General features: G+C 46.7%; 22 protein-coding genes. 15 read left to right on the plus strand and 7 right to left on the minus strand.

All coding sequences use genetic code 11. The annotated features are described in order from the left end of the window. Positions 1 to 6 precede the first annotated feature (6 nt). Together FHQ23_RS00310 and FHQ23_RS00315 are read right to left on the minus strand one after the other, a co-directional pair. Positions 7 to 972, minus strand: a complete 966-nt coding sequence (locus tag FHQ23_RS00310; RefSeq protein ID WP_139612523.1) for a DMT family transporter — start codon at positions 970 to 972, stop codon at positions 7 to 9. After that, a complete protein-coding gene (locus tag FHQ23_RS00315) occupies positions 966 to 2150 on the minus strand; it encodes an MFS transporter (protein ID WP_139612524.1) in 1185 nt (394 codons plus the stop codon). Before FHQ23_RS00315 ends, FHQ23_RS00310 begins: the two co-directional genes overlap by 7 nt. A 462-nt stretch (positions 2151 to 2612) precedes the next feature. Here FHQ23_RS00315 and FHQ23_RS00320 point away from each other — a divergent pair, with 462 nt between their 5' ends. From FHQ23_RS00320 to FHQ23_RS00355, 8 genes are all read left to right on the plus strand, one after another. Then, positions 2613 to 4358 (plus strand): alkaline phosphatase, encoded by a 1746-nt coding sequence (locus FHQ23_RS00320; protein WP_139612525.1) that lies wholly within the window; start codon positions 2613 to 2615, stop codon positions 4356 to 4358. A 10-nt stretch (positions 4359 to 4368) separates the two neighbouring features. Continuing rightward, positions 4369 to 4857, plus strand: a complete 489-nt coding sequence (locus FHQ23_RS00325; protein WP_267963574.1) for a hypothetical protein — start codon at positions 4369 to 4371, stop codon at positions 4855 to 4857. Positions 4858 to 4887: 30 nt separating this feature from the next. Further along, positions 4888 to 5574 carry an ABC transporter ATP-binding protein gene (locus FHQ23_RS00330; RefSeq protein ID WP_139612526.1) on the plus strand — a complete coding sequence of 229 codons (687 nt, stop codon included), beginning with the start codon at positions 4888 to 4890 and terminating at the stop codon, positions 5572 to 5574. After that, positions 5568 to 6836 carry an FtsX-like permease family protein gene (locus FHQ23_RS00335; RefSeq protein WP_139612527.1) on the plus strand — a complete coding sequence of 423 codons (1269 nt, stop codon included), beginning with the start codon at positions 5568 to 5570 and terminating at the stop codon, positions 6834 to 6836. The genes FHQ23_RS00330 and FHQ23_RS00335 overlap by 7 nt, the downstream gene beginning before the upstream one ends. Before the next feature lie 56 nt (positions 6837 to 6892). Beyond that, the gene (locus tag FHQ23_RS00340; RefSeq protein WP_139612528.1) at positions 6893 to 7642 is read left to right on the plus strand and encodes a GNAT family N-acetyltransferase; all 750 of its coding nucleotides are present in this window, start codon (positions 6893 to 6895) and stop codon (positions 7640 to 7642) included. Positions 7643 to 7737: 95 nt separating this feature from the next. After that, positions 7738 to 8427 carry a lysophospholipid acyltransferase family protein gene (locus FHQ23_RS00345; RefSeq protein ID WP_267963575.1) on the plus strand — a complete coding sequence of 230 codons (690 nt, stop codon included), beginning with the start codon at positions 7738 to 7740 and terminating at the stop codon, positions 8425 to 8427. An 83-nt stretch (positions 8428 to 8510) separates the two neighbouring features. Beyond that, the gene (locus FHQ23_RS00350) at positions 8511 to 8726 is read left to right on the plus strand and encodes a hypothetical protein (RefSeq protein WP_139612530.1); all 216 of its coding nucleotides are present in this window, start codon (positions 8511 to 8513) and stop codon (positions 8724 to 8726) included. After that, positions 8713 to 9042 carry a hypothetical protein gene (locus tag FHQ23_RS00355; protein ID WP_139612531.1) on the plus strand — a complete coding sequence of 110 codons (330 nt, stop codon included), beginning with the start codon at positions 8713 to 8715 and terminating at the stop codon, positions 9040 to 9042. The genes FHQ23_RS00350 and FHQ23_RS00355 overlap by 14 nt, the downstream gene beginning before the upstream one ends. Positions 9043 to 9045: 3 nt before the next feature. Here the strand turns inward: FHQ23_RS00355 and ybaK are convergent, their stop codons facing one another. Further along, positions 9046 to 9522, minus strand: coding sequence for a Cys-tRNA(Pro) deacylase (ybaK, locus tag FHQ23_RS00360; RefSeq protein ID WP_139612532.1), 477 nt, complete (start codon positions 9520 to 9522; stop codon positions 9046 to 9048). 95 nt (positions 9523 to 9617) lie between these two features. Between ybaK and FHQ23_RS00365 the strand changes: the two genes are divergently transcribed. After that, on the plus strand, positions 9618 to 10595 hold the full coding sequence (locus FHQ23_RS00365; RefSeq protein ID WP_139612533.1) for an oxidoreductase: 978 nt from the start codon (positions 9618 to 9620) through the stop codon (positions 10593 to 10595). Between the two features lie 82 nt (positions 10596 to 10677). Further along, the gene (locus FHQ23_RS00370; protein ID WP_139612534.1) at positions 10678 to 12339 is read left to right on the plus strand and encodes a bifunctional metallophosphatase/5'-nucleotidase; all 1662 of its coding nucleotides are present in this window, start codon (positions 10678 to 10680) and stop codon (positions 12337 to 12339) included. 60 nt (positions 12340 to 12399) lie between these two features. On the opposite strand, the gene FHQ23_RS00375 is transcribed toward FHQ23_RS00370, so the two are convergent. Together FHQ23_RS00375 and FHQ23_RS00380 are read right to left on the minus strand one after the other, a co-directional pair. Then, positions 12400 to 12780, minus strand: coding sequence for a rhodanese-like domain-containing protein (locus tag FHQ23_RS00375; protein ID WP_267963576.1), 381 nt, complete (start codon positions 12778 to 12780; stop codon positions 12400 to 12402). An 85-nt stretch (positions 12781 to 12865) separates the two neighbouring features. Then, positions 12866 to 14101, minus strand: coding sequence for a Zn-dependent hydrolase (locus FHQ23_RS00380; protein ID WP_139612535.1), 1236 nt, complete (start codon positions 14099 to 14101; stop codon positions 12866 to 12868). Between the two features lie 161 nt (positions 14102 to 14262). Between FHQ23_RS00380 and pepE the strand changes: the two genes are divergently transcribed. Genes pepE through FHQ23_RS00395 form a run of 3 tightly spaced genes read left to right on the plus strand, consistent with a single transcriptional unit; the run spans position 14263 to position 17572 of the window. Next, positions 14263 to 14976, plus strand: coding sequence for a dipeptidase PepE (gene pepE / locus FHQ23_RS00385; protein WP_267963577.1), 714 nt, complete (start codon positions 14263 to 14265; stop codon positions 14974 to 14976). A 23-nt stretch (positions 14977 to 14999) separates the two neighbouring features. Beyond that, a complete protein-coding gene (gene dcuC, locus FHQ23_RS00390) occupies positions 15000 to 16292 on the plus strand; it encodes a C4-dicarboxylate transporter DcuC (RefSeq protein WP_139612536.1) in 1293 nt (430 codons plus the stop codon). 11 nt (positions 16293 to 16303) lie between these two features. Further along, a complete protein-coding gene (locus FHQ23_RS00395) occupies positions 16304 to 17572 on the plus strand; it encodes a M20 family metallo-hydrolase (RefSeq protein WP_139612537.1) in 1269 nt (422 codons plus the stop codon). Between the two features lie 70 nt (positions 17573 to 17642). On the opposite strand, the gene putP is transcribed toward FHQ23_RS00395, so the two are convergent. Together putP and FHQ23_RS00405 are read right to left on the minus strand one after the other, a co-directional pair. Further along, positions 17643 to 19160: a sodium/proline symporter PutP gene (gene putP / locus FHQ23_RS00400; protein WP_139612538.1), complete on the minus strand. Its 1518-nt coding sequence runs from the start codon at positions 19158 to 19160 to the stop codon at positions 17643 to 17645. 63 nt (positions 19161 to 19223) lie between these two features. Further along, the gene (locus tag FHQ23_RS00405; protein WP_139612539.1) at positions 19224 to 19916 is read right to left on the minus strand and encodes a YggS family pyridoxal phosphate-dependent enzyme; all 693 of its coding nucleotides are present in this window, start codon (positions 19914 to 19916) and stop codon (positions 19224 to 19226) included. Between the two features lie 210 nt (positions 19917 to 20126). On the opposite strand from FHQ23_RS00405, the gene FHQ23_RS00410 reads away from it, so the two are divergent. Both FHQ23_RS00410 and FHQ23_RS00415 read left to right on the plus strand, forming a co-directional pair. Continuing rightward, complete coding sequence (locus FHQ23_RS00410) at positions 20127 to 20411, plus strand: type II toxin-antitoxin system HigB family toxin (RefSeq protein ID WP_132967116.1); 285 nt, start codon at positions 20127 to 20129, stop codon at positions 20409 to 20411. An 8-nt stretch (positions 20412 to 20419) separates the two neighbouring features. Then, positions 20420 to 20788: a helix-turn-helix domain-containing protein gene (locus FHQ23_RS00415; RefSeq protein WP_132967118.1), complete on the plus strand. Its 369-nt coding sequence runs from the start codon at positions 20420 to 20422 to the stop codon at positions 20786 to 20788. The last annotated feature ends 227 nt before the right edge of the window (positions 20789 to 21015 follow it).

Genomic DNA, 21015 nt, shown 5'->3' on the forward strand with positions numbered 1-21015 from the left:
TGGCGCTTATGTTGATTTAACGTCGCTTGCTTTTTTCTTTGGTTTTTTGTCTGCCTTTTTCTCCGCTTTTTTTTCCGAGATTGCCAACCCCAATAAGATCAACGCAATCCCGGCAATGGAAAAATAGCTTAACTGTTCGTCCAAAATCCAGACGGCGCTGATCACCGTTACCACCGGCGCCAGATAGATATACAGGCTGGTTTTCACCGTGCCGAGCACCTTGACCGCATAATTCCAACTGACAAAACAGATTGCCGAAGCACCAAAGCCGAGAAACAGCAGATTAAACAGATTTTGTGGTTTTAAGATAAGACTAAAATCCAACTTAAACGGCATCAAACAGGTCAGTGGCAGCATAAACAGCAAGCCGTAAAGAAAAGCGCGACGGGTGGTTTGCAAAGTGCGGTAGCCGAATTCACTGATTTTTTTCATTAGGGTCGAGTAGATTGCCCAAACCAGCGCCGCCAGCAATGCCAGAAAATCCCCTAACGGATTAATTTGCAACTCTTCATTGCTTTTCAGGCTGATCAAGGCAATGCCGAGCATCGCCAGCAAAAAGCCGCTAAAAAAGTGAATATCCGGTTTCTTGCCGTTTAAAAACAGCATATTTAACAGCGCGGTCAGCAGTGGCGCCACGGCAATAATAATCCCGACATTGCTGACTTGGGTGTAGAGCAGAGCGATGTTTTCCAATAAAAAATACAAGGTTATGCCACTAAGCCCGGCAGCGGCAAAATAGGCTTCTTGCTGCCAGCCGACAAAAGGCAGTTTGCGCGGATAGATCAGGCAAAGTGCGGTAAAGCCGATGACAAAGCGGATCAGCAGAATTTCTAACGGTCGGAAATCTTGCAATAATACCTTGGTGGCAACATAGGTCATACCCCACACCAAAATGGTGAACAGCACAATAAGATGCCCTTTGATTTCGGCATTAGCAGTGGTATTGGTAGCCGATGAAACAGGTTTTAACATGTTTTGACTCGCCACATGCAGCAAAACGCCAGCACAATGAATAGCAGACAGAAATAGAATACTGATTGATAGTTCCAAATTGAGGCTATTGCGCCGGCGATTGGACCGGCGATCACCCAACTGCTTTTGGCGGCATTGGTAAATAGTGTGGTTGCGGCACCCATTTGCTGTGGCATCAAATCTTGAAAATAGAGCATGCCGATGGTGGCGGTGATTCCGATCAGCACGGCATTAAACAGTTGTAATGCGATTAAGCCCCATGGATTTTCAATTCGCAACAAGCCGAGATAAAACACCAATCCGCAGCCAATGGCAAACAGCAGCAAACTTTTTTTGCTGACATAACGGGTCAGGTAACCGGCGATCAGCATAATCGGAATCTCTAATCCGGCGGCGGTACCCATTAAAATACCTGCCAGTTTCTCTTCCAGTTGTAATTCCTTGATCACATATAGCGGCATATTGATTAAATAAATGCTGTTGCAGCAAAATATCAGCATCGTGGCGAGGAACAAATACAGTGTCGAGCGGCGGTTTTGTTGCGGTGCTTGTGTTTTTGTTGTCGTGGAATGAACGCTTGTTTGCCGTGGTAATTTAGGCAGCAGCAACAGGGCGAGCAGTCCGCTGCCGATAAAAGTCAATGCGCCAATTGAAAACAGCACTTCAAAGCCCATGCCAACCACTAAAGAAAACGCCAATGGCGGTCCGACAATCCATGCCAATGAAATTTGCGTGCGCATAATGGTGGAAAACATTACCGCCTCTTTGCGGCTGCTGTCGGCGTATTCGCGCGCAAAAGCAAAAATCTGTGGGTTAGACGCCGAACCTAAGCCAAACAGCACGACGGCAAAGGTGATCAGGATATAGTAATTGCGGCTGAAGGCAAAGATAAAATAGCCGGCAGCCGCCATAAAACAGCAGATCAAAATGAGTTTGCGCCGATCCGGCAGGCGATCAGAGTAGTTACCGAGTAGTTGTCCGATAATGATGCCGACCACGGCATTAAAGGAGTAAAAGAAGCCGACCGCCATCGGGCTTGCCTGCACTTCCTGCGATAAAAACAGGCTTAATACCGGCAGTTGGAATGCTGAACCGATCCCGGTCAAAAATGCCATTAATAAAAAAGCAAAGGCAATAACATTAGCATGAGTGCCGGAGGAGGAATGGAAATCTCGCATCTTGAGCTGGTCTTGTGTTGGGGGCGTTATCGTAAAGGCAGCATCTTAACATAAAGCTCAGCAGTGTGAAATCCGAATCGGGTTTCGCCGATGGCGAGCATACTTTCTTTGCTCGTGCAAAGAAAGTAGCCAAAGAAACACGCCCCAATTGTAGTGCTATTCTTCGCCTTTGCTAATTTCTACGCTCAATTTGTAAACTCGCTGCGCTCAGACACGACAAATTGAGCTTGAAATCTTCACGCAAACGCTCAGGCACTACAGATGGGGAATAAAAACCAACCATACCGCACTTTCATTTAGAAACAAATTCAAAGCACAAAGTGCGGTTTAAAACCTTGTACTCTACGTCGTGTTTTTAGGGTTGCCTTGCTTGCCGTTGTCATATTTCTGTCACATTTCTTTTGTATAGTAGGCATGCCTCAACTATTGAGTGCCTATTTTTATAAACATTAGGAGACAACCATGAAGCGATGCTATTTATTACCTTTTGTGCTGGCAGCTCTGCCGTTAAGTGCGGTGGCACAGACCATCTATCCGATTGATCGCGCCACCATGATGGCGGACGGCAAATTCGATTTCAAAGTAGAGTTTGATGAAATCGTCAACCCGGATCAGGTCAGCATTTTAATTAACGGTAATGATTTTAAAGAGGTATTGGGCAGCAGCGACGTTGAATTTATCGAAAAAGAAGACGGCAAAGATGTGTCTGCATTGTGGCTGCGTAATGTCAGCATCAAACAAGCTGGCGATTATAAAGTGGAAGCCAAAGCCGGAGAACAGCAAAGTGCGGTCAATTGGCAGGTTTATCAAACTCCGGATATCGCAAAAGCGAAAAATGTGATCTTCTTCTTGGGTGACGGCTTATCGGTGGCGCACCGCACCGGCGCACGGATTTTGTCCAAAGGTGTGACTGAAGGAAAAGCCAACAGTTTATTGGCGATGGATACCTTACCGATTACCGGTTTTATCGGCACCTCCAGTACCGATGCGATCACCGCCGACAGTGCCAACACTATGAGTGCTTACATGACAGGGCATAAATCGGCGATTAATGCGTTGGGCGTATATGTCAGCCGTTCAGCAGACAATTTAAACCACCCTAAACAAGAAACCTTGGGTGAAGTGATTAAACGCAAAACTAACAAAAGCGTGGGTGTGGTAACGGATTCTGAAATCCAAGATGCGACCCCAGCAGCAGTGGTTTCCCACACCCGTCGTCGTGCGGACAAAGATAAAATCACCGGGATGTTCCATGATGTGAAACCGGATGTGATTTTAGGCGGAGGCTCGGCTTACTTCCTGCCGCAAAGCGTGCCGGGTTCAAAACGTAAAGACGAGTTGAACTATGTCGAAATGTTCAAAAATGACGGTTATAAACTGGTCACCAGCAATACCGAATTGACCTCTATTCCGCAAGACACCAAACAATTGTTAGGCTTGTTCCACACCGGTAATCTGGACACCGTGCTGGATCGTCGTTTCCTGACCGATAACGGCGTGAGCAAAAAATTCCCTGATCAACCGGACTTGACTACTATGACCCAAACCGCACTTGATGTGCTGTCACAAAATCCGGACGGTTTTGTGCTGGTGGTCGAATCGTCATTAATCGACAAAGCCTCGCACCCGTTGGATTGGGAGCGCGCGATCATGAGTACGATTATGTTTGACCAATCAATTGATATTGCGAAAAAATTCGCCGAAACCCACCCTGACACCCTTATCATCGTCACCGGTGATCATACCCATGGGATCTCACTGATCGGTACAGTTGACGACGACAAACCGGGCGATGAAATGCGTGAAAAAGTCGGCGTGTATGCGGCGGCGGGTTACCCGAATTATGAAGACAAAAACGGCGATGGCTATCCGGACAAATTGGATGTCAGCAAACGTCTGGCGGTGTTCTTCAACAACTATCCGGATTATTACGAAACTTTCCGTCCGAAGCTCGACGGTCAATTCGTTCCGGCGTTGAAAAACGAAAAAGACGAATACGTTGCCAACGAAGCCTATAAAAATATTCCGGGGGCGGTATTGCGTACCGGTATCCTGCCGAAAAGCGAATCGACCGGCGTACATGCGATTGATGATATCGTGATTCAGGCGCAAGGACCGGGGTCCGAAGCGATCAAAGGTTATATGGAAAACTCAGATATTTTCAAGGTGATAGTGGACAGTTTAGCGATTAATCATGCGCAAAAATAATGGAATTTGAATGGTGAACAACATTTTACAATCCAACCAAGCGGGGGCGACCCCGCTGTTTTCATTACGTCGTTTACAGCAGCGATTGGCAGGTGTTTGCTTGGTGTTATTGACTCTGCCAGCTTTGGCGGCGCCCTCGCTAACCTTTGATGAGTTATACGGCAAAATTTCGGTGTTGGGCATGGAGTTTTCCGAAAAAGTCAAAGGTCTATCACTGCAGACGGTTGAAATGAACGGTTTTATGGCACCGCCGCTGAAAGCCGACGCACAGTTTTTTGTGCTGACCAAAGCACCGATGGCACTATGCCCGTTCTGCTCCTCCGATGCCGATTGGCCTTCGGATATTGTGGTGGTGTATTTGGATAAAAAACAACCGTTTGTACAAAATAACGCCATGATTAAAGTGACTGGAAAATTGGAATACGGCTCGTGGACGGATCCGGAAACCGGCTTTGTCAGCTTGTTACGCATTACCAATGCCAGATTCAAGAAATTATAAAACAGGCTTTTTAGTTTGACAGGAGATCAAATGTTAGAGATCAAGGATTTGACCGTCAACATTGCGGCATTGCCAGAACCGATTTTGGCAATACCGCACTTATCCATTCCCGCCGCACAACAGATTGCGGTGATGGGACCTTCCGGCTGTGGAAAAAGCACATTTTTAAATATCATCAGTGGATTATTAAAACCGACAGCCGGTTCTGTGAAATGGCGGCAACAAGAGCTGACCGCACTTTCAGCCACCGCTTGCGATACATGGCGTTTTCAACATGTCGGCATGGTGATGCAGGATTTTTATCTGACCAACGGCTTGACCGCACTGGAAAATGTGCTGCTGCCGTTGGCTTTTCGTCACTGGCGCATATCCGATGCGCTGAAACAGCGGGCGGAATCTTTGCTGGAACAGCTGAACATGCCACGGCGGCACAGTGATGTCGCCAAATTATCGCGCGGTGAAATGCAGCGAGTGGCGATTGCGCGAGCGCTGTTGGCGCAACCGCAGGTGATTATCGCCGATGAACCGACCGCCAGTCTGGATGCGGAAAACAGCCGCAATATTGCCCGTTTATTATTGGAAATCAGTGAAAAAGAGAAGTGTACCTTGCTGGTGGCGACCCATGATCGTTTCTTATCCGAACAGCTGCAACGCCGACTGTTGCTGCAAAACGGCGTTATCATGTCGGATCAGCAAACAGGAGCGCAACCATGTTAATGCTAAAACTGTTATTACTTGACTTTAAAAAGAGCAAATTCGGCAGCCTGCTGATTATTTTTCTGATTGCGTTGTCAACTGCATTGAGTATCACCGTCAGTTTGCAGGAGCGTGCATTGCGTGAAGGCAGTGCGCAAGCGGCGGATCGCTTTGATTTGGTGATCGGTGCGCCAGGCAGCGAAGTGCAGTTGGTGCTAAGTACCGTGTTTTTACAACCGTCGCTGTTAAACCTGTTGGATACCGCCGTTTTTAAGGAGATTGAAGCCAATCCTCTGGTTGATTGGGCAGCACCGTTGGCATTCGGCGACTACTATCAAGGTATGCCGATTGTCGGCACCAATACCGCACTTGTGCTTGACGGCGGTGAACGGCAACTTACTGCTGGACGGACATTCGAAAAAGATTATGAAGCGGTGGTAGGTGCCAAGAGCGGTTTAGCGCTCGGTGACAGTTTCAGCCCGATGCATGGACAGTTGGGTGAAAGCAACCATCATGCCCATGATGACGTGGAGTATCATGTAGTCGGCATTTTGCCGGAGGAGGGCAGTGTTTGGGATAAAGCCTTATTGGTGCCGATTACCAGCGTTTGGGACATACATCAACATCATGACCATGACCATGACCATGACCGTCACGCTCACGAGCATGACGGACCGCCGGGCTATGTCGATGAGCATGATCACGACCACGACCATGATCACAGCCATGCGATTGAAGAGCTGGGCATGTCGGCGGTGGTGATTAAGCCGCAAAGTTTTGCCGGTGCTTATCAACTGCGCAGCCAATATAAAACCGAGGCCACCCAAGCCGTATTTCCGGCGGAAGTGCTGGTGCGGGTGTATGGCGTATTAGGCGATAGCAAAGAAGTGCTGCTGTGGGTGTCTATCGTCACGCAAGTGTTGGTCGCAACCGCACTTTTGATGATCATTGTACTGTATTTGCAAAATCGACAAAAACAGGTGGCAGCGTGGCGGATTTTCGGTGCACCACGCGCCAAGATCTTCTTGCTGGTTTGGTTTGCCTTGATCGTGATGATAGCTATTGCAATGCTGCTCGGCACGGTGATCGGTTATATTGCTGCACAGCTCATCTCACAGCATTTGAGCCAACAAAGTGGCTTTGTATTGCCGGTGCGTTTGGGTGAAGAGGAATACCTGTTTATTGTGTTTAATTTTATTTTTGCCATTTTGCTGGCATTGCTGCCGTCGTTGCTGCTTTACCGCCGTTCACCAATAAATGTTTTACGAAATACGCAAGAATGATATGATAACGCCCTAAATTAGTCGTGATAATGTGAGTTTTAGGTTAAGGAGAACTTGTGTTGCAACATCATATCGAACAACACAGTGTGGTTGACAACCAGCGCTTAGTGGTGACGCTGGCATCCACTCAAGCCGAAATTGAAGAGGCGCAACGCTTGCGCTATGAGATTTTTGCCAACGAAATGGGGGCGAAAATTCAGAGTATAAACGGTTTGGATATTGATAAATATGATGAACATTGCCAGCATTTAATTGTCCGTGACGAAGACAATGGACGCATTGTTGGTTGCTATCGTCTGTTGACCATTGAAGGCGCACGCAAAGTCGGTGGTTGGTACAGTGCCGGTGAATTTGATCTCAGTCGTATTGAACATATTTTGGATCGTACTGTCGAATTGGGGCGTGCTTGTGTGCATAAAGACTACCGCAATGGCGGTGTCGTGTTGCTGTTGTGGACCGGATTGATTAAATTCATGCACTTGGAGAATCTGTCGTATATGATCGGCTGTGGCAGTATCAGCATGAGTGACGGCGGACACAGCGCAGCAAGCCTGTACCGCAAATTGGAGAAAAAATATCTATCGCCGTTGGAATATCGGGTGTTTCCGCATGTGCCGGTGCAATTGGATAAATTGCAACAGGATTTAGAGGTTTCCACACCGGCGCTGATTAAAGGCTATCTGCGTGCCGGTGCTTATATTTGCGGCGAACCGGCTTGGGATCCGGCTTTCAACTCGGCGGACGTGTTGATTATGATGCCGATCACCCGCCTGGACGAACGTTATTTAAAGCATTTCTGTCGTTGATCGGCACAGTTAAAATAAGGCGGATTATGCAAACGTTGCGAGTTTTTTGGCGCTTATCATGGATAATGTACTATCTGTTAAGCGGTGTGTTTCAAATGTTAGTGTTGTTTCGTTGGTGTACGCCGCAACAAAAATTAGCGCGAATTCAACGCTGGTCGCAAAATATTTTGCGGGTGTTTAACATTCAGGTCAATGCCCATAACGTACCGCACTTGTCACAAGTCAAAGGCTCGATGTTTATTTCGAATCACGTTTCTTGGTTGGATATTTTTGCGATTAACGCCGTGTTGCCGGGGCAGTTTATCGCCAAAGATGATGTGCGCAAATGGCCGATTATCGGCTATCTGGCAGCGCAAGCCAACACGGTGTTTGTGTCGCGTCAACGTGGCAACGGCACGCAGGGCAAGGTAGACGGTGTTGCGACCGCACTTCGCAACGGTGCGCAAATTACCCTGTTTCCGGAAGGCACATCAACTATCGGCGAGCAGGTGCTGCCGTTCAAAAGCAGTTTCTTTCAGGCGGCGATTGACGCCGAAGCTAAGATTTGGCCAGTACTGTGTTTCTATCCGGCGAAAGACGGCGGTGTCAATCCTACCATGGCGTATTACGGCGATATCAGCTTGGTGCAATCCCTAAAAGATCTGGCGGCACAAAAGTGCGGTGTGATTGAACTCCGTTTTTTTGAAGCGATTGATGCTACAGCAAAAGAACGCCGTGATCTCGCCGAACATACCCAACAAATGCTGGCAACCGAACTGGCGAAGACGTTGGAGCGGAGTCGTTAGTCTTTTTCGGCTATAAATCAGTTTGATTGATTTAATCAAGTGTAGTGATTAAAATATAAACAAATTGAGCAAAGGAGTAAGCTATGCCGATTGTTATTGTGAATACTGATTTTATTATCCATAAAGAAGATGAACATTGGACGAGCGAAGAGCTGGCAATGCTCGACGAGCAGATTGCAGAAGATAAACAAGGTGAGGCTTGTATTGAATTCGCCCCTGAAGCTCTACTACAGCAAGTTGCAGAACGTTTGAGTAATGGTGACCTAAAGGCGTGGGAATTGCTCGATGCTTACCATTAATTTCAGTAATAATTTGATAAAGTTTATTTTTTACGCATTATTATCCGAGCATTCTCGTACCAATATTGCCAATGCGCTGACTTATTTCCCATTGACCATAGCTTTGCGTAAGGATCTGCGTTATCGCAAACGTGGTGTTTATCAACGTGAAATTACTCTATTCTATCGTTTAGATCGCTTATCCAATCCGACAACGGTTTTTCGTTTCGGAAAAATGAAAAATCCAATTCGCCAAGATAATGTTAAAAATCGCCAAATTATCAGCCAAATTTTCAGTGATTATCCAAATAAAGTGGTACGTGAGCGCATTTATTAAACATTATTCATCTCTCAAATCGGCAAATTCGCCTTTCGTTGCCAATGCCAAATCCTGTGCGGTCAAGGCAATATCCAAACCGCGTTTGCCGCCGGAGACGTAAATCACGTCCCATTCAACCGCACTTTGATCAATAAAGGTGGGCAAAGCTTTCTTCTGTCCGATCGGGCTAATGCCGCCGACCAGATAGCCGGATGATTTTTGTGCGGCATCGATTTCTGCCATCTCTACCTTTTTCACTTTCAGCGCTTTGGCTGCTTTTTTCAGGCTTAACAAATGCGACACCGGCAGCACCATCACCGCCAGTTTTTTCTGATCTCCATTTATTGCGACTAACAGGGTTTTGTAGGTTTGTTCAAGGGGTAAGCCCAATTTTTCTGCCGCTTCTTGCCCGAAATCGGTGTTGTGTGGGTCGTGTTGGTAACTGTGAATAGTATGCGAAATTTTTTGTTTTTTCAGGTAATTAATTGCCGGTGTCATGGAGTATCTCCTGATTCTTTTACAGACTTATTGCCGGAAATTCCGTAGAATAGCCAAAAATTATTGTAGCACTGTTTTAAAAAATAGGGGAAAAGATGCAAACAAAACTGAATATTGTCATTGCCGCAGAGTTCGAGTTGGCGGAGAAGATCGCGGATTTATTGGAGCAAAGCGAGTTACCTGTCGAGAAAATAATTGTTGCCGAAATTTATCCGTTCGGCGAAGAGCAGGGCTTGCGCTTTAATAACCGTGCGGTGGAACAGCAAAATATCGAAGAGCTTGATTGGTCGGATAAGCAATATTTGTTTTTTGCCGGAGAAACTAAGCACGCTGGTTATCTGGCGCAAGCGGCGGATAGCGGTTGTGTGGTGATCGATCTCAATGGCGTATGTGCGGCGTTGCAAGATGTGCCGTTAATCGTACCGGGTTTTAATGATCCACTGCTGAGCGAATTGCGCAACCGCAATATCGTTTCTCTTGCCGATCCGCAAATTAGCCAACTGCTGCTGACCTGCGGTGAAATCTTGCTGGGCGGCGAAATTAACCGTTTGCTGGTGAGCTCGATGTTGCCAGCGTCTTATGTCAACAGTGAGCAGGTGAAAACATTGGCGGGACAAACGGCACGTTTATTGAACGGGATCCCGTTAGACGAAGGCGAAGTGCGGTTGGCGTTTGATGCGGCACCGTTCAAACGGCACAGCAGCGAGCGCTTGCTGCAACAGTTTCAAAAAATTCTGCCAAACAGTGACATTCAATTGGTGATTCACCAATTACAAAGTGCGGTTTTCTATGGTTTAGCACAACAAGTGACCGCACTTTCCGATTACCAAACCGATGTGGAGCAGTGGCAAGCGGTATGGCAAGCGAATGAATTGCTTGTGTGGCATGAGGCACAGATTGTCACGCCGGTGATAAATGGTGAACAGTATCAAGAACAAGATCAACTGCATATCAGTGATGTGCAAGCATTAGAAAACGGCATTCAGTTTTGGTCGGTGTGCGATGAACAGCGTTTCAGTTTGGCGCTGCTCGGTGTGAAACTGGCGGAAACAGCGTATTTACAAGGCTATTAGCGGATCAAAGTGCGGTCTGGTTTACTTGCCGATATACGCTATAAATAGGCAGTAAAAAGCTATAACAACAAAGGAGTCTATGATGCGAAAAATAATGGGCAGTTTATTGATATTGTCGGTAGCTAGCAGTGTAGCTGCCAAAGAGGTTAATATTAAATTGCTGGGAACGTCTGATGTGCATGGACGAGTGGTGCCGTGGAGCTATGGGGCGGATGTTGAAGATCGTTCGGGATCTTATGCCCAGATTGCCAGCTATGTGAAGAGCGTGAAGCAGCAGCATGATAATGTAATTTTGATTGATGTTGGCGATGCAATTCAGGATAACCAAGTGGAAGTGTTTGCCAAAACCCCGCAATACTACCAAGACAATCCGATTCCCAAAGTATTAAATGCGATGGGTTATGATATTTTTGTCTTGGGAAATCATGAGTTTAATTTTGGCATGCCAGCATTAGATGCCATTTTGCAAGATATCAACGCACAAAAAATTACCGCTAATTTCTATCATCAATCCGGCGAGCGCTATTTAGCACCCACCACGATTATCGAAAAAAGCGGAGTGAAACTGGGCATTATCGGTTTAACCACGCCGATGTCGGCGATCTTTGAAAACGACACCGGGCATTTAAAAGCGATGAAATTCAGCTCACCGATTGAGGAAACCAAACAGCAAATTGCGGCGTTAAAAGCGCAGCATGTCGATGCGATTATTGTGGTTGCCCATATGGGGATTGAGAATGAAAACAACATTGCCGCAACCGGCGTTAGGGATCTGGTCAATGCGGTTGAGGGGATTGATGTGATTATTGCTGGGCATATGCACCAAAATATACCCAGTGAAACCATCAATAATGTGTTAATCACCGAGCCGCATCGTTACGGCACAGTGGTTTCTGAAGTGGATTTAACCTTTGATATTGATGAAAAACAGCAGGTTAAACTGTTGTCAAAAGCGGCAACAACGGTGCCGGTGAAAGAACTGGCTGCCGATCCTGAAATCGTCAGCATTTACCAACCTTATCACGATGAATTACGACGTTTGAATAATCTCGTGATTGGTGAAACCGCCAATGACATGGTTTTGCAACAGAAAAATCATGGTGTATCCGTTGCTTTTTCACAAGACACCGGTTTATCGTCGCTGATTACCGACGTTGAATTACATTACAGCAAAGCCGATGTGGTTTCCTTTGCCTTCGATCATGAAACGGTACGTTTGGATAAAGGACCGATTAAGAAAAAAGATATCATCTTTAATTATCGTTATGCCGGTGGTGATGTGACGGTGTATGCGTTGAGCGGCAAACAGCTGAAGCAGTATATGGAGTGGTCAGCGGACTATTTTAATACCATTGAAGCGGGCGACACGGCTTATCGTTATGATCCTGTACGTGGCAAATCCAAATATGTGACCTTCGATATTTTTGGTGGGGTGAACTATAACATTGATTTAACCCAGCCAAGCGGGCATAAAATTGTCGATTTAACCTTAGCCGACGGACGCCCGGTGACGGATGAACTGCAATTAAAAGTCGGTATGAACTCCTACCGTTTTGGGCAACTCAGCAAAACAGGCGGTATATTTGCAGGACAAACTATTCCGGTGTTATGGGAATCGAAAGTGGCTTTAGGCAGTGAAGCTGGCACCATTCAAAATATGATGATCGATTATATTACCCAAGTGAAGCAAGGCAAAATCGACGGTTTATCACATAACCGTTGGCGGATTATCGGTTTAAAGTAGGGTCTGTTTATTTTTAAAGTGCGGTTAGGGCAGGACCGCACTTTGCTTTTCTATGGTTTTCTATTTGAAACCATCGGCTTGCAACTGTTGATAGCCGCCTAGATTGATCACATTATGATAGCCTAACTGTTCTAATTCGGCTTTTGCCAATTCGGAGCGGCGACCACTGCGGCAGTAAACATAAATCGGTTGCTGTTTATCACTGCTTATCTGACTGATTTGTGCCGCAATTTGATCGTGGGGAATATGAACCGCACTTTGCAAGTGTCCGGCATTAAACTCCTCAAGACTGCGTACATCCAACAAAATCGCCTGCTGAGTTTGTTGCTGCTGTTGCAATTGTTGTGGCGTGTGTTTTGGTGTAGTCATATTGGCTTGTACTGTTGAAAATAAGCCGCTGAATAAGCAGATTCCGCCGGCTATCCATTTTAACATTCGCATTTGTATCTCCTGATATTAAAAATCGAGGTCAGATTAGCTTGTTATACAATAATTGCTTGCACAAGAGTATCGCCTTGTTGCGATTTCATATCAGCTCTGCCTGTTGTAGCACCACCGCTTGCAGCACTTTGATGCCAGCCTCCACATCTTGCCAATCGGTGTGTTCCAACGGATTGTGGCTGATGCCTTGGCGTGACGGCACAAAAATCATACCGGTCGGACATAGAGTTGCCATGTGCATGGCGTCGTGTCCGGCACCGCTCGGCATGATTTCATAAGTATAGCCTAAGCTTGCCGCGGCTTGCTCAACCGTATTAACCATGTCTGTATTCAAGATGATTGGCTGATCGCGCGAAATCAGTTGCAGTTCGATCTGTAAGCCGCGTTGTTGACTGACCTTATCGATTTTTTGCTGTAAGGCAGAAAATACGCTTTCCCGTGCGGTAATATTGGTGCCGCGAATATCAACCAATAATTCGCAATAACCCGGCACCACGTTCATTACACCCGGTTTTGTTTGTATTTGTCCCACGGTGGCGACGGTGGCGTACCCGGCACGAATCGCAGCTTGCTCCAATTCTAATGCTAATTCGGCGCCGCCTAATAATGCGTCATGGCGATAATTCATCGCTGTTGCACCAGAGTGATCCGCTTGACCTTGAATTTTCACGATGCAGCGAATCGGTGCTGCAATACCGGTGACTACACCAATGGTTTTTTGTTCATTTTCTAGACGTGGTCCCTGTTCAATATGTAATTCAAAAAAACATTTAAATTCAGTGGCGGAGCGTTTGGCTTGATCGATTTGCTGAAAATCCAAACCGATTTGCTGAAGTGCGGTGGCGAGGCTAACCCCGTTTTTATCTTGCAAATGGGTTAAATTCGCTTGCGTGCTGACACCGCACATTACCTTACTGCCTAAAGTAGCATAATTAAAACGGTTGGATTCTTCACAGGTAAAAATGATTAATTCCAATGGATAACGAGTTTGCTGTTGTTGCTCGCACAGTTGCAGCAGGATTTCCAAACCGGCAATGGTACCGAGCGGGCCGTCGAATTTCCCGGCATTGACCACCGTGTCGATATGTGAACCGAAAGCGACCGCAGGCAGATCATTTTGTAAACCGTCACGGCGAATAATCACATTGCCGATTTCATCAATCCGCACTTTTAAGCGTTGTTGTCGGCAGATTTCAAGCAAATAATCGCGGACGATCAGGTCTTCGGCGCTGAATGCCAAACGTGTCAATTGATGAGGTTCACTGGAAATAGCCGCCAGATGATTAATGAGCGTTTTGACTCTTTGCATATTAACAGACATAACGATTTCTCCTTAAAAAAACAGTAATAAGACGTAATGTTTACCTATTCTTTGCGAAAAGTATGATCTCACCCACTATACGCCAAAAGTGATTAGGGTAAAATCAAACAGGTTACAAAGTTTTCAATATCAATATTACTACCAGTAAAAGGAGCGTACCGATGAGTGTTAAGAAAATGCTGTTAATGAGCGGTTCCAAATATCGCAATACAGGCTATCTGGAACACTGCACCCCTTGGATCAGCCGTTTTTTGGCGGATTATCAAGGTAAAACCTTGGCGTTCGTGCCCTATGCCGGGGTCAGTCGCAGCTATGATCAATATGAGGCAGTGGTGCAGCAGGCACTCCAATCGTTGGAAATGAATATCCTTTCCGTCCATCAATCCCAAGATCCAACTGAAATTATTGAACAAGCCGATGCGATTGCGATTGGCGGCGGTAATACCTTTTGTTTGTTAAATCAACTATATCAGCATGCTTTATTAGAACCGATTCGCACGAAAGTCAAGTGTGGTACGCCGTATTTCGGCTGGAGCGCTGGGGCGAATGTTGCTGGGGCGTCGATTATGACCACCAACGATATGCCGATTGTGTATCCGCCGTCATTTGAAGCTTTGAACCTGTTTCCGGCACAGATTAACCCGCACTTTATCTCCGGCAAAATGCAGGGGCATAACGGCGAAAGTCGCGAAGAGCGGTTAAATGAGTTTTTGCTGGTCAACCCGCAGGCAGTAGTATATGCCATGCCGGAGGGAACGGCGTTACAAATTCGTGACCATAAAGCAACCGCATTAGGCTTTGATGATATTCTGCGTTTCAGCGGAAAAATGGATCTGGAAACCATTTCGGTCAATTCCACTTTCAATTATGAATAAATTCAGTTATCCGGAGGTTATCAATGAATGAATTAAAGATGGGCATTGCACTATTAGGCATTGTCGTGACCGTTTATCTGCTGATTAAAAAGTATGAAACCCGCACGGTGTTGCTGGGTGTCGGTTTAGTGATGGCGGTACTCACCCTGAATCCAATGGGGGCGTTGGAGGCGTTTGCCAAAAGCATGACCAGCGCCGGGTTGATTATGGCGATCTGTTCCAGTATGGGCTTTGCCTATGTGATGAAATATACCGAATGCGACATGCATTTGGTACATTTGCTAACCAAACCGCTGAGCGGTTTGAAGTTTTTCCTGATTCCGATTGCTACAATTCTGACTTTTTTTATTAATATCGCCATTCCGTCGGCGGCAGGTTGTGCGGCGGCGGTGGGTGCAACCTTGATACCGGTACTGAAATCCGCCGGCGTTCGTCCGGCAACTGCCGGTGCGGCAATTTTGGCAGGAACGTTCGGTTCGATGATGAGTCCCGGTTCTTCTCACTCGGCGATGATCAGTGAAATGTCGGGTTTGACGGTGACTCAAGTGAACCTGAGCCATGCGCCTTACACGATTATTGCTGGCGCAATCGGTGCGGTGGTATTGACGATTTTAGCCGTGGCTTTGGGCGATTATCACAAAAAATTCCGTGATGAATATTTGGCAGAAAACCAAAACGCAGAGCAACATTTCAGCAAGGTGAATTTTTTGTATGCGCTGGCGCCGTTGATTCCGGTGGTGTTGTTGGTGATCGGTGGCACTGAATTGCAACAAATCTCTTGGCTGGCATGGACCAAAATGACGGTGCCGGAGGCGATGTTGATCGGGGCGATTTATGCGATCATGGTCACTCGTGCTTCGCCGGTGAAAATCACCAATGAATTTTTCAACGGCATGGGTAATTCCTATGCCAACGTGTTGGGAATTATCATTGCCGCCAGTGTGTTTGTCGCTGGGCTGAAATCGACTGGGGCGATTGACTCGGCAATTGAATTTTTGAAATCTTCGAATGAATTCGTGCGTTGGGGGGCGACCATTGGGCCGTTTTTGATGGGCATCATCACCGGTTCTGGCGATGCGGCGGCAATCGCTTTCAATACGGCGGTGACACCGCATGCGGTTGAGCTGGGTTATACCCATGTCAATTTAGGCATGGCAGCTGCCATCGCCGGCGCTATCGGTCGCACGGCTTCGCCGATTGCCGGAGTAACCATTGTGTGTGCCGGTTTGGCGATGGCCAATCCGGTGGATATGATTAAACGTACTGCCCCAGGCATGGTGCTGGCGGTACTATTCTTGGCGCTGTTTATGTTGTAATAGGAGGAAAGATGACTATGAATCCACAACAATTAATTGCATGGCGACGCGAGTTCCACCAATTTCCGGAAACCGGTTGGTGTGAATTTTTGACTACCGCTAAATTGGCACAATACTTGTCTGATATGGGCTTTGAAGTGCGGTTGGGCAAGCAAATTATCAATCCTGAATTTGTACGTGGACGGCAGCAAGCGATTGTCGATGTTGGTTTGAAACAAGCGATTGCACGCGGTGCCGATCAAAACTGGTTGGATAAAATGGACGGTTATACCGGCTGCGTCGCGATTTTTGATTCAGGCAGAGCGGGCAACACGGTGGCGTTGCGTTTTGATATTGATTGTGTCAATGTGCAGGAAACCGCACTTGAAGCGCATTTGCCGAATAAATTGGGCTTTCGTTCGCAAAACGATGGTTTTATGCACGCCTGTGGGCATGACGGACACATGGCGATCGGCTTGGGGGTGGCGCAATGGATTGCTGATAACCAAGCGCAATTAAACGGAAAAATCAAACTGGTGTTTCAACCGGCAGAAGAGGGTGTGCGTGGTGCGGCGGCGATTGCCGCCAGCGGTATTATCGATGACGCCGATTATTTTGCGGCTTCTCACCTCAGCTTCTGTGCCGATTCCGGCACGATTATTGCCAATCCGAAAAAATTTCTTTGCACCACCAAAATTGATATTCGCTATCAAGGCAAACCGGCACATGCCGGTGCGGCACCGCACTTGGGACGCAATGCCTTGCTGGCGGCGGCGCATGCGGTGACACAACTGCACGGCATTTCGCGTCATGGCGATGGCATGACGCGAATCAATGTCGGGGTGCTGAAAGCGGGCGAAGGGCGTAATGTGATTCCGACCACTGCGGAAGTGCAGTTGGAGGTACGCGGTGAAAATGCCGAGATCAATCAATATATGGTGGATCAAGTGTTGCAAATCGCCAAAGGCATTGCCGTCAGTTTTGATCTGGACTATGAAACTGAAATTATGGGCGAAGCGGTGGATTTGGACAATGATGCTGAATTGGTTGAATTAATCAGCGAGCTGGCGCAAAAACAGACCGGCGTGGCGGAAGTTGCCCCGACTTACAGCTTTAACGGCAGTGAAGACGCGACTATTCTCGGACGACGGGTGCAGCAACACGGCGGCAAAGCGATTTATTTTATTGTTGGCGCCGACCGCACCGCCGGACATCACCAAGCTGAATTCGATTTTGATGAACAGCAACTGCTGACCGGGGTTAATCTGTATACCGCACTTTTGCAGCGGCTGAACGCTTGATTAAAACGCAGTGGTAAAATACCGCACTGGCGTAAAGTCAAAGTGCGGTATTTTCTCGTTCAAATTGCCGTTAAAGATTCGCTTTATATTGGCGATCGGCAGTCTGATAATTTTCCAGAATATCGCTTTGCGGCTGTTTAGTCAGCAGTGAAACCAGCACGATAGCTAGTGAAGACAGGATGAAACCGGGGATCATTTCATAAATTCCGCTGTCTGGAATGAGTTTATTCCAGAAACTGACCACCAATGCCCCGGTCATCATTCCCGCCATTGCACCGTTGGCGTTAGTGCGTTGCCAAAAGAGCGAAAACAGCACCAGTGGCCCAAACGAGCAGCCGAAGCCTGCCCAGGCATGTTCCACCAGTTTCAGCACCTGACTTTCCGGATTCTGGGCGATTGCAATCGCAATCACCGCAATGACCAACACCATCAAGCGTCCTAACCACACCAGCTCTTTGTCACTGGCTTTGGGGCGAATAAAGCCACGGTAAAAATCCTCGGTGATCGCACTGGAGGATATCAACAGCTGGCAGCTTAAGGTGCTCATCACGGCAGCTAAAATTGCGGACAGCAGCACCCCGGCAATCCACGGATTAAACAGATGGCGTGCCAGTTCGATAAAGATTTGTTCCCGATTGTTGTTGACCGCTGTTGCCAAGTCTGGATGGGCGTAGAAATAGGCAATCCCGAAAAAACCAACTCCGACAGCGCCTAACAAGCAGAAAATCATCCATGAGATACCGATGCGTCGTGCGCTGGTGAGAGAACGCACATTTTCTGCCGCCATAAAACGTGCCAGAATGTGTGGTTGTCCGAAATAGCCCAAGCCCCAAGCGGATAAACTTAATAGACCGATCAGCGATGTGCCGGTCCACATATCGGTGAAATTTTTGCCGAGATCATTGCCTGCTGCTTCCAATACCCGTGAAAAGTCGTCGATGCCACCAATCGCAAACAGCACCATCACTGGCGTGATAATCAGAGCCAAGACCATTAAGGTTGCCTGCACGGTGTCAGTCCAGCTGACCGCTAAAAAGCCGCCAATAAAGGTGTAGATAATCGTGGCGAGAGCGCCGTACCAAAGTGCGGTTTGGTAAGGTGTGCCGAACAGATTTTCAAACAAGCGTGCTCCGGCGACCACGCCTGAGGAACAATAAATCGTGAAGAAAAACAGGATGATGCTGGCAGCAATGATTTTTAACATTTTGTGGCTGCCATTGCCCTGTTTTGAGCTGAAACGGGCTTGAAAATACTCCGGCAACGTCAACGCATTATCGTGGCTTTCGGTAAACACCCGCAAGCGCCCGGCAACGAAATACCAATTTAAATAAGCGCCGATGGTTAAACCGATCGCAATCCAAGCCTCCACCAATCCGGCAGCATACACCGCGCCGGGCAGCCCCATTAACAACCAGCCGGACATATCCGATGCGCCGGCTGACATACCGGTGACAAAACCGCCTAGACTACGGCCGCCGAGAATGTAGTCGGATAAGTTGCTGGTGTAGCGGTATGCCAGCACCCCAATCAGCAGCATACCGATGATATAAATGGTAAAAGTGATAATCGTTGGATCGTAGCCAAACATAAACAGACCCCATGTATTATTTGAAAAAAGGGGCAAAGTATAGCATTGATTTGGCGCAGAGAGTTAGCTTCTTGCGCCGAAAATCGCTGTGCCGATCCGCACTTGGGTGGAACCGCACTTGATCGCCATCGCCATATCACCGCTCATGCCTAATGATAGCGTGTCAATTTGCTGTTCAGGCAGGGCAAGTTGCAGTTGCTGAAATAGCTGTTGCATGCGGCTGAAAGCCTGTTGCTGCACGCTTAGATCGTCACTATCTTGCGGGATTGCCATCAGACCACGCAGGCGCAAATTCGGCAGCGCAGCAATTTGTGTTGCAAGCGGCAGTAAGTTGTGTGGCATAATGCCGGATTTAGTGGTTTCGTCGCTGATATTGATTTGAATCAGCACATTTAACGGCGCAAGTGCGGTCGGACGTTGCTGACTGAGGCGTTCAGCAATTTTCAGCCGATCGACGGTTTCAATCCAATCGAAATGTTCTGCCACCAAACGGCTTTTATTCGATTGCAATGGCCCGATAAAATGCCACTCCAACTGAACTCGTTGTGATTGAAAATACTGGATTTTTTCCACGCCTTCCTGAACATAATTTTCACCAAACGCAGTTTGCCCGGCAGCAACTGCTTCAGCAATTGCAGAAAATGGTTTGGTTTTGCTAACCGCCAACAGTTTTACCGATCCCAACGTGCGGTCAGCTTGTTGACAATCGTGAGTGATTTGCTGATGAATCTCAGCCAGATTTTGTTGAATGGACATTGATAATTTTAGTTAAGTGAACGAAAAGTGCGGTTATTCTAGCGTGGAATGGTGAGGCTGTCTAAGTAAGAGTGGTTGGCAGAATGAATATTGATTTTGCGATCAGAAGCGAAGAGAAAATCAGTGGTAACTGACAAAAATATAAAAGTAGAAAATAATATTCCCAAAATGGGAAATATGTTATGCTGGTTTTACTCTTAAGGAGCATCAATGATTGTGGTTGGAACAGAGCTATTGCTGTCATTTTGCAAGAAACATGCCAACAGTGAAAAAGCGATAAAAACGTGGTTGCAGCAGGTAAAACAAGCGGCTTGGAAAACCCCACAAGAGATCAAAAATGCTTATCGTAACAGTGATTTCTTGCCGAATAATCGTGTTATTTTTAATATTAAAGGTAACCATTACCGGCTTGTGGTGAAAGTGCGGTATCTTAATGGAATTGTAAAAATCGAATGGATTGGTACACACGCGGAGTATAGTAAGCAGAATTTTTAGGAGCGAAGATGAAAAGTATCAAATTAATTGCTGATGAACAGGATTATCGCGAAGCGTTGGTAAGACTTTCCGAGTTAATGGATTTAGAACCGGAAGTCGAAAGTGAACAGGATTTGGAGCTGAATGCGCTGGCGTTGCTGCTCGAGGCTTATGAAGCTAAGCATTATCCTTTTCCGACGAATGATGTGACCGCACTTGATATTATTAAGTTTAAAATGGAACAAAATGACCTCAATGCCAAAGATATGGTGGCGTATTTGGGGTCACCATCAAAAGTGTCGGAAGTGTTAAGTGGTAAACGCCGCCTGAGTTTAACCATGATTAAAAAATTGCATTATGGATTAGGTATTCCGGCAGATTTACTTTTAGAAATATAAACGCTATTTTAGGGGCTGTTGATCTTTGTTTATAATTTTTAATTGACAACCCGAACGAAATTCTGTATTTCTATCTCATCAAAAATTTTTAAAAATTAACCAAATTATGCAAAACAACACAGCCATTATCACCACCATTATGATTACCATGCGTAAGTCCGTGGCGGGTTAGTGTTGTATAACAAAATCAAAGTAACCCGCACCGACCAGTGCGGGTTTTTTAGTAT

Source organism: Testudinibacter crocodili (genome assembly GCF_006228025.1).
Lineage (GTDB): Bacteria > Pseudomonadota > Gammaproteobacteria > Enterobacterales > Pasteurellaceae > Chelonobacter.